An 8,669-nucleotide genomic window follows, 5' to 3' on the forward strand; every position below is an offset into this window, starting at 1 on the left:
CAGATCAGAAATTCAGTTTATGTTCAGGGTTTGGCCCTAAACGTTTGCCGGTATCCAGCTTAGTGAACTCTGACAGCTCTTCTTTTTCCAGCTTGAAGTCGAAAACGTTGAAGTTTTCGTGAATACGCTTTGGCGTGACGGATTTAGGGATAACAATCAATCCGTTATCAAGGTGCCAGCGAATTACGATTTGCGCCGGTGTCTTGCCATATTTCTTGGCCAATTTCTGAATCAAAGCTTCTTCGAACAGGCCGTCTCCGCCCTGAGCCAGTGGGCTCCAGGACTCGGTCGCGATGCGATGCGTCGCGTTCCATGCGTGCAGTTGGCGCTGCGGCAGTGAAGGGTGCAGCTCTATCTGGTTCACGGTTGGCGCGGTGCCGGTTTCATCAATCAGGCGCTGTAGGTGAGGAATATGGAAGTTACACACGCCGACACTCTTCGCCAGTCCCTGTTCCTTTAATTTCAGCAGCTGTTTCCACGACTCGACGTAGTTGTCCTGATCCGGCAGCGGCCAGTGGATGAGATACAGATCGATATAGTCGAGTTTGAGTTTATCGAGGCTCTCCTCGAGGGCTTTCTGTGCATACAGCTGCTGATCGTTCCACAGCTTAGTGGTCACAAAAATCTCTTCACGCGGGATACTGGTTTCCGCCAGCGCTCGGCCAACGCCCACTTCGTTTTTATACGCGGCGGCGGTGTCGATGTGGCGATAGCCTGCGTCAAGTGCGGTAGCTACCGCATGGGTCGCTTCGTCGTTGCTGGCTTTCCAGACGCCGAGGCCGAGTTGGGGAATTCGATTGCCGTCATTGAGCTTTATGATGGACTGCGTTGACATAAATTTCTCCTGTAGGGGAATGCGTAATCCACGCATTAATTGCCTGATTGAGTAAGTTTAGTAAATGAATAGCCATTTCGCTGAGTTTGCTAATGATTCATTTTCAGGTATTTATCCAAAAAATGTGCTTAACCTGCTCAGAGAAAGACTCTGGCGGACCCGGCGAATTTTTATAATGCATATTCCTGTTTAAAACTTGCCTAATCCTGCAAGCCGCTATAGCAATCATAAGAGTTATGGCAGAATCATTGCCAGTTTGTTTTATTCGGAGAAGAGTCATGCAAGATGTTGAAAGCCTGTGCGCCGAACTGGCAAAAAAAGTCGAGCGGCTGACCGAGACGTCTCCCAAATTTCAGTCTAGCGTGCCGCAGGCAACGCTGATGTGTTACTCGAGCTATCACGCTCGGCAGCCGGTGATGTATAACCCCAGCGTCACGATTGTGTTTCAGGGCAGCAAGATTGGCTATCTGGGCAACAAAACCTTTTCCTACGATCCCAAGAATTACCTGATGCTGACCGTTCCGCTGCCGTTCGAATGCGAGACCTTTGGTACACCAGAGAGGCCGGTAACCGGCGTGTCTATCCGCATCGATCCCGGTATGTTGCAGGACCTTCTGATGGAAATGGGCGATGAAGGGTTCCCGCATCAGCCGGACCAGTCTTCGGGGATCACTTCGGGTTTGCTCGATGAGGACATTCTCTGCGCCAGCGAGCGTCTGCTAGACGTGATGGACAAGCCGCTGCGCGCCAAGGTGCTCGGCCCACAGATCATTCGTGAGATTTTGTTTTTTATTCTGACCAGTGAAAATGGCGGTGCGTTGCAGGCATTGGTGAATCGTCATACGCATTTCAGCCAGATAACCAAGGCACTGCGCAAGATTGAGAATCACTATGCCGAGACGCTCAGCGTTGAGCAGCTGGCCAGTGACGTTAATATGAGCGTCTCGGCGTTCCACCACAATTTCAAGGCTGTCACCAGCACCTCGCCCTTGCAGTATCTGAAGAATTATCGCCTGCACAAGGCGCGGGCAATGATGATCTACGACGGCTTGAAAGCCAGCAGTGCGGCCATCAGCGTGGGATATGAAAGTGCCTCACAGTTTAGCCGCGAGTTTAAACGTTACTTTGGCGTTACGCCGAGCGACGAAATCGCCCGCATGCGTGAGGTAAACTCGCAGACCATTACCGAAACGGTATTCGGCTCTTAAGAGGCGATTTTATGGCGATTACGCCATACGACCAGCAGCGCGCCGGCCAGTCCGGTGACCAGGAGCAGGGCAGGTAAAATCATCAAGCCTGCCATAACCTTGTCTTCGTGACGTTGCACGAAAGGAATATGGCACAGTGCATAACCCATGCCCATGATAACCCCCACCCATAGCACCGCACTCAGCCAGTTGAATACCTGAAAACGACGGTTTTCGAGGCCAGAAATACCGGCAATAGTGGGCAGCAGAGTGCGGACAAAGCCGATAAACCGCGCCGCGAGCAGGGCGGCTAATCCGTGGTTATTGAAGAGGGCATGGGCACGGTCATGATACTGGGCGGGCAGTTGAAGCAGCCAACCTTTTACTACGCGCGTGTGCCCCAGCCAGCGACCTTGCAGATAGCTTAGCCAGCAGCCCAGGGCTGAAGCGACAATCAGGATAATCAGCGTGGGGATCAGGCTCATGACACCTTTGGAAACCAGCGCACCAGTGAGCAGCAGCAGGCTGTCGCCGGGCAGGAATGAAGCAGGAATCAGACCATTTTCGAGAAGCAATGTGGCAAACAGCACCGCGTAGACCACCCATAAAACGTTGGGGTTCGCCAAGACGCTAAAGTCGTGTTGCCATAAAGCATGAAGAATTTGTGTTAATACCGCCATAGGCTTTCCTGTCTGGTTGCTGCAAAAACGTGAGAATTCAGGATCGCGAATCGCTCCCCAACGTCACGATTAAAAAAAGAGTATCAACAATCTTTATAAGTATTTAACGTATTATGTTCAAAAACCGCGCACCATCCTATCAGATAAGTAAGGTTTTGCGCGGTTTGTCGCAATCATTTGATTAAGATCAGGCAATGCGCGCGAAGGCCGCTTCTAAATCGGCAATCAGGTCGTCGCAGTGCTCCAGCCCGATATGCACGCGAACCAGTGTCCCCGTGAAATCAACCTCTTCACCTGGGCGAATGGCCTGGATCTCTTCCGGTTGATTAGCCAGCACCAGCGATTCAAATCCGCCCCACGAATAGGCCATACCGAAGTGCTCGAAGTGGTCGAGATAGTGGGCAAGCTGGTCGTCGGTCAGGCGTTTGGACAGAATAAAGGAGAACAACCCGCAGCTGCCGGTGAAATCACGTTTCCAGAATTCATGCCCTTTACTGCCTGGCAGAGCAGGGTGATTGACGCGTGCTACCTCAGGTCGGGTCTGGAGCCATTCGGCGATGCGCAGGCTGCTTTCCGCGTGCTGCTTGAGACGAACGCCCATGGTACGCAGGCCACGGCTGGCGACGTAGGCGCTGTCGGCATCGACCATTTGCCCCATCAGATAGGACTGCTCGCGCAGCTGTTCCCAGCAACGTTCGTTGGCAACGGCGGTCCCAATCATCGCGTCCGAATGGCCGACGATGTACTTTGTGCCCGCCTGAATCGAGATATCGATATCAAATTCAAGCGCCTTGAACAGAATGCCCGCCGCCCAGGTGTTGTCGATCATCACGATAACCTCAGGAGATACGTCGCGTACGGCCTTGACGATCGTTGGGATATCAGGCACTTCCATGGTGATAGAGCCCGGTGATTCGAGGAATAGCACGCGAGTGTTGGGCTGGACCATGCTGGCAATGTCTGCGCCAATCGAGGCCGGATAATAGGTCGTGCTAACGCCCAGCCGGGTCAGCACTTTCGAGCAGAAGTCCTGCGTCGGTTCATAGGACGAGCTGGCCATCAGGAGGTGATCGCCGGTGTTCACGAACGACAGAATCGCGTTGCTGACCGCCGCTGCGCCACACGGATAAAGCACGCAGCCCGCACCGCCTTCAAGTTCGACCATCGCCTCCTGGAAGGAGAAGTGGGTCAGCGTTCCACGACGTCCATAAAACAGCTCGCCGTTGGCCCGATTCGCGGTCGCGAACTTTTTCTGCGCAACGGACTCAAACATCAGCGAAGACGCGCGCTGGATAACTGCATTAACCGAACCCTGGGTAAATTTTTTGTCTCTTCCTGCACTCACCAGCGCAGTTTCAATCTTCCTGGACGTCATAAGAAAAATTTCACCTTGTTAACCCTGCCATCTGGCATTTTTATTACGTTAGCATGGCCTCCGCGCAGGGTCATGGGTTTGGCGCGATGTGTGAAGATTTTTCATATGAGTAAGAGTGTTTACTTTTCAGGCTACTGCGGAATGTAAATAATAATGATAACCACTATCAATTATGGCTTTTAATTTGTTATCATTTGCCGCGAGTAAATTATTCAATCCTTTGATCACGGCTGGAGGCGCTGCGTGCAAACGTGTCGCATTAAGATGAACAAAGCGGTGTCATTTTTGACGGATGTAAAACAGATGATGAGTACGCGTAAAAGCGGTACAGCAAAAATCGGTACTGTATTGACCTCACTGGTGCTGATGGCAGGATTAACCGGTAGCGCCTGGGCGACGCCTTCTTCGAACGCGGCCAATGCGGTTACCCCTTCCACGACGACCTCGGCATCGGCAGCCCCTGCGGCCACCTCAACCGATGGTAGCGCGGCACCTTTGCTGCAAAGCACTAACGGTATCGATATTAGCGCAACGCCTGCTCAAGACCCGCAAGTCCCCGCGATCCCAAAAGACCTCTCCGTATTAGGCATGTATCAGCATGCTGATATCGTGGTGAAAATCGTGATGATTGGCCTGCTGCTGGCCTCGGTCGTAACCTGGACCCTGCTTTTCAGCAAGGGCGCTGAAGTGTTCTCAGGTAAACGTCGCCTGCGTCGTGAACTGGCGGCACTGCTGCCGGTACGCTCGCTGAAGGAAGCGCTGGAACAGTCAGAAGGCTTCTCGGCCAATAGCGTAAGCAGCCAGATGCTGCGCGACGCTGAAAACGAACTACAGCTGTCTGCCGGTTCTACTGACAACGGCGGCATTAAAGAACGCACCGGTTTCCGCCTTGAGCGTCGCGTGAGCGCCGCGGGCCGTCACATGGGGCGTGGTAACGGTATTCTGGCGACTATCGGGGCAATCTCTCCGTTCGTCGGCCTGTTCGGCACCGTGTGGGGCATTATGAACAGCTTCATCGGGATTGCTCAGACACAGACCACTAACCTGGCCGTAGTCGCACCGGGTATTGCAGAAGCACTGCTGGCCACAGCCGTGGGCCTGATTGCCGCCATTCCGGCGGTGGTTATCTACAACATTTTCGCCCGTACCATCGCGTCATATCGTCATCAGGTTGGCGACGTGGCGGCCCAGATTCTGCTGCTGCAGGGCCGTGATTTGGACCTCGCGGCAAGTGCAGAAGAGGCACCGCGCGCTCAGGCGGGTCATCAGTTACGCGTAGGGTAAGTCAATCATGGCCATTCGTTTGAACGACGACCTCGATGAAAGCGGCGAAATGCATGACATTAACGTCACGCCGTTTATCGACGTTATGCTGGTTCTGCTGATCATCTTTATGGTTGCAGCACCCTTGGCAACGGTAGATGTGCGGGTCAATCTGCCCGCATCTACCGCGCAGTCGCAGCCGAGACCGCCGAAGCCTGTCTTCCTGACGGTCAAAGCCGACAACCAGATGTTCCTCGGTGACAGTCCTGTTCAGCCTGGCAGCCTCAAGGCGTTGCTCGACCAGCGCACACAGGGTGACAAGCAGACGACCATCTTCTTCCGCGCCGACAAGTCTGTCGATTACGCGACCATCATGAGCGTGATGGATAACCTGCGAACCGCCGGATACCTGAAGGTTGGATTAGTCGGTGAAGAGAAAAACGGTGCGGCAACAGGTTAACTCGCGCACGCTACGCTGAGTATCGAGGCCCGGGACAGGATAATGTCCCGGGCTTTTTTATTGCCCGCGCGCGGGGCTGTTATACTTGAGACTGATTAAGCTGGAAGGAGGACGCATGAATCTGGATCTCTTCGATCACCCGGATTTCCACCCAAGCTGGCGTGAAGACCTGTGCCCAGGCGCAGTCGTGCTGCGTGGTGCGGCGCTGGCCGATGACCGCGAGCTGCTCAAGGCGATTGAGAATATCGCCATTCAGGTGCCGTTTCAGTATCGTGCTACCCCCGGTGGCTATGCGATGTCGGTCGCGATGACTAACTGTGGCGATCTCGGTTGGGTCACTGACAGTCGTGGTTATCGCTATCAGTCTACTTCGCCCGAAACCCACCGCCTCTGGCCCGCAATGCCCGACATCTTCCGTACCCTCGCCGTGCACGCAGCGGAGGAGGCCGGTTTCAAAGACTTTCAGCCCGATGCCTGCCTTATCAACCGCTACCAGCCTGGGGCCAAGATGTCGCTGCATCAGGACAAAGACGAGGAGGACTTTGGCCAGCCGATAGTCTCTATCTCGCTCGGCCTGCCTGCGGTGTTCCAATTTGGCGGTATGGAGCGCAGCGATAAAACTCAGCGCGTCAACTTGACCCACGGTGACATCGTGGTGTGGGGCGGTCCAGCGCGACTGCGCTATCATGGAATTTTGCCGCTGAAGGCGGGTGAACATCCGTTGACCGGACAGTACCGCTTTAATCTGACCTTTCGCAAAGCCGTTTAGCGTTCTATAAACATGAGTGAACGCGCAAAGCGCAGGACTTCGCGGGCAATGTGCATTAAACTAGGCGACTTCACTGTTTTCCCCCTCACTTTGTGAAAGACGGACGGGATTAACAGGCATTTTTGAACGAATTTATTAGGCGGTAAGAGCGATGAACGGTGTAATCACAACCTGGTTTGAAGATAAAGGTTTTGGCTTTATCAAAGATGAAAACGGAGATAATCGTTATTTCCATGTGATTAAAGTCGCCAATCCTGATTTGATCAAGAAAGATGCCGTGGTGACCTTTGAGCCAACCACCAACACCAAAGGGTTGTCGGCCTTTGCGGTAAAAGTGATGCCAGAGAGCAAATTTATTCACATTGCCGGTGAGCGCATCAAGATAACCAGCATCAAGTCGTTCCTGGCCTTCAGTGAAGAAGTGCCTGCGGATTCTACAATCGATAAAGAGAACGCCGTTCTGTCTGTTGGCCTGTTGATGAACCGCATCAAGCCAAAAGACGAAGAGACCAAGGCGACAACCCGTACCATCAAGAAGCTGCTGATTACCACCTTCCAGAACAGTACCTACACCTTCTCTGAAGACGAGATAGACATCGACGCGACGATTAAGATCCTCAAAGCGCTGTAATTTCTTGCCTTCAGATGCATAAAACCGTCAGGTCTTTCGACGCTGACGGTTTCTGTTAAAACCGGTTAGATTTCCCCCTCTCCTTGGGCATGCTGTTTTACAGCGGCACAGTGCCAGTCAATACCAGCGAGAACACCATAATCAGCGACACCACCGAAACCGGCACGAACGAGTAGCGAATGTGGTCACGCAGCTCAACACCGGTAAGGCCCAGAGCCAGATAGGTGGTCGCAAATACCGGGCTTATCATCATCGCGATGTTCTTGCCGACGACCATGGTTAGCCCCATCTCCTGCCACGACACGCCGAAGTGTGTACCCACCTTGGCAACCAGCGGATAGATACCATAGAAGAAGGCATCGGGACCAATAACGAAACCGACCAGACCGCCGACGATCCCCATAATAATATGCAAGTGTGGACCCAGGTAATTCGGCATAATAGCTAATACAATATCCGCCATTTGGGTCAGAATAGACTTATCTCCACCACCACTTAATATACCGACGAATACCCCGGCGGCCATCACCGTACCCGAAATCATATATGCACCGTAGGCATATTTTTTCATGACGGCTTCCTGACCCTTCAGAGACGGGTAATTCAGCAGCATAGCGGCGGCAAAGGCACACATAAATATGACATAGGCCTGAAGGTGAGTGACCAGCAGCAACAGCGTTACGCCAATGACTAATAAGACATTAATACTAAATTTCAGGCGGCCGCTTTCAATGGTTGAGTGCGCGCTGTCGGCCACATTTTTGCTTGGCTCTTCAAGATTTTCAGGAATAGGCAAGTTGTTGGCGATACGCTTTTTTTCCTGAAAACCTAGCACCACGCCGAGCACCAGTACGCAGACTAAACCGATGACTTGCACCGGGATCAATTGGTGGTAAAGCGCGTTAACGTCAAGTCCTGAAACGGCGGCAACGCGCGCCAGAGGCCCAGCCCACGGGGTTATATTGGTCACGCCCATGCCGCAGGCCAGCAGGCAAAGCAACACCACGGGGCGGATTTTCATCTTCTGGTAAACCGGTAGCATCGCACCGATGGTAATGAGGACAGAGGGCACCGAAGAACCATCGATGTGAGCGACCAGTGCGATAATACCGGTGACGGTAACAATGGCTACCACGTTATTTCCGGCAATTTTCGTCAGCCAATTGACCAAGGGCTGAAATACGCCAGCCTCGGTCATAATACTGAAGAAAATAATCGAGAAGGTAAAGAGAACGGCGTTTGGCGCAGTTTGCATTACGCCTTTAATAATATACTCATTCATTAACGTTGGGGAATATCCTGCAACAAATCCCGCGATAACGGATAAGAATATAAATAAAGATATTGGCGCTGCTTTTCCCTTAATCAAGAAAAACATCAAGAAGGCTATGAGAATATAACCTATTAAGGCAAGGTACATGAGTTTTTCCTTTTTTTATTCTTTATTCTTTGCAAAACCTGTTTATTTC

General features: G+C 52.5%; 9 protein-coding genes. 5 read left to right on the plus strand and 4 right to left on the minus strand.

The window, feature by feature from the left end; all coding sequences use genetic code 11:
• Positions 1-4 precede the first annotated feature (4 nt).
• A complete protein-coding gene (gene dkgA / locus BS640_RS18525; protein WP_084913074.1) occupies positions 5-835 on the minus strand; it encodes a 2,5-didehydrogluconate reductase DkgA in 831 nt (276 codons plus the stop codon).
• Between the two features lie 278 nt (positions 836-1,113).
• Between dkgA and BS640_RS18530 the strand changes: the two genes are divergently transcribed.
• Positions 1,114-2,043 carry an AraC family transcriptional regulator gene (locus BS640_RS18530; protein ID WP_084913075.1) on the plus strand — a complete coding sequence of 310 codons (930 nt, stop codon included), beginning with the start codon at positions 1,114-1,116 and terminating at the stop codon, positions 2,041-2,043.
• Here the strand turns inward: BS640_RS18530 and BS640_RS18535 are convergent.
• Both BS640_RS18535 and metC read right to left on the minus strand, forming a co-directional pair.
• Complete coding sequence (locus BS640_RS18535) at positions 2,040-2,702, minus strand: DedA family protein (RefSeq protein ID WP_017491494.1); 663 nt, start codon at positions 2,700-2,702, stop codon at positions 2,040-2,042. The genes BS640_RS18530 and BS640_RS18535 overlap by 4 nt on opposite strands.
• Before the next feature lie 187 nt (positions 2,703-2,889).
• Positions 2,890-4,077, minus strand: a complete 1,188-nt coding sequence (gene metC, locus BS640_RS18540; protein WP_017491495.1) for a cystathionine beta-lyase — start codon at positions 4,075-4,077, stop codon at positions 2,890-2,892.
• Between the two features lie 306 nt (positions 4,078-4,383).
• Here metC and exbB point away from each other — a divergent pair, with 306 nt between their 5' ends.
• From exbB to BS640_RS18560, 4 genes are all read left to right on the plus strand, one after another.
• Positions 4,384-5,361 (plus strand): tol-pal system-associated acyl-CoA thioesterase, encoded by a 978-nt coding sequence (exbB, locus tag BS640_RS18545; RefSeq protein ID WP_225741552.1) that lies wholly within the window; start codon positions 4,384-4,386, stop codon positions 5,359-5,361.
• Positions 5,362-5,368: 7 nt separating this feature from the next.
• Positions 5,369-5,800, plus strand: a complete 432-nt coding sequence (exbD, locus tag BS640_RS18550; protein ID WP_084913076.1) for a TonB system transport protein ExbD — start codon at positions 5,369-5,371, stop codon at positions 5,798-5,800.
• 115 nt (positions 5,801-5,915) lie between these two features.
• Positions 5,916-6,569 (plus strand): DNA oxidative demethylase AlkB, encoded by a 654-nt coding sequence (gene alkB / locus BS640_RS18555; RefSeq protein WP_017491498.1) that lies wholly within the window; start codon positions 5,916-5,918, stop codon positions 6,567-6,569.
• Between the two features lie 151 nt (positions 6,570-6,720).
• The gene (locus BS640_RS18560; RefSeq protein WP_017491499.1) at positions 6,721-7,200 is read left to right on the plus strand and encodes a cold-shock protein; all 480 of its coding nucleotides are present in this window, start codon (positions 6,721-6,723) and stop codon (positions 7,198-7,200) included.
• Positions 7,201-7,297: 97 nt separating this feature from the next.
• Here the strand turns inward: BS640_RS18560 and BS640_RS18565 are convergent, their stop codons facing one another.
• Entirely contained in the window at positions 7,298-8,620 is a 1,323-nt protein-coding gene (locus BS640_RS18565; protein ID WP_084913077.1) for a CitMHS family transporter, read from the minus strand.
• Positions 8,621-8,669: the final 49 nt, after the last annotated feature.

The sequence above is a fragment of the Rouxiella badensis genome (assembly GCF_002093665.1).
Lineage (GTDB): Bacteria > Pseudomonadota > Gammaproteobacteria > Enterobacterales > Enterobacteriaceae > Rouxiella > Rouxiella badensis.

What these genes read in the sequence shown, in the direction of transcription:
- dkgA (WP_084913074.1), bottom strand. Translation starts at nt 835, where the DNA reads ATGTCAACGCAGTCCATCATAAAGCTCAATGACGGCAATCGAATTCCC.
- BS640_RS18530 (WP_084913075.1), top strand. Translation starts at nt 1,114, where the DNA reads ATGCAAGATGTTGAAAGCCTGTGCGCCGAACTGGCAAAAAAAGTCGAG.
- BS640_RS18535 (WP_017491494.1), bottom strand. Translation starts at nt 2,702, where the DNA reads ATGGCGGTATTAACACAAATTCTTCATGCTTTATGGCAACACGACTTT.
- metC (WP_017491495.1), bottom strand. Translation starts at nt 4,077, where the DNA reads ATGACGTCCAGGAAGATTGAAACTGCGCTGGTGAGTGCAGGAAGAGAC.
- exbB (WP_225741552.1), top strand. Translation starts at nt 4,384, where the DNA reads ATGAGTACGCGTAAAAGCGGTACAGCAAAAATCGGTACTGTATTGACC.
- exbD (WP_084913076.1), top strand. Translation starts at nt 5,369, where the DNA reads ATGGCCATTCGTTTGAACGACGACCTCGATGAAAGCGGCGAAATGCAT.
- alkB (WP_017491498.1), top strand. Translation starts at nt 5,916, where the DNA reads ATGAATCTGGATCTCTTCGATCACCCGGATTTCCACCCAAGCTGGCGT.
- BS640_RS18560 (WP_017491499.1), top strand. Translation starts at nt 6,721, where the DNA reads ATGAACGGTGTAATCACAACCTGGTTTGAAGATAAAGGTTTTGGCTTT.
- BS640_RS18565 (WP_084913077.1), bottom strand. Translation starts at nt 8,620, where the DNA reads ATGTACCTTGCCTTAATAGGTTATATTCTCATAGCCTTCTTGATGTTT.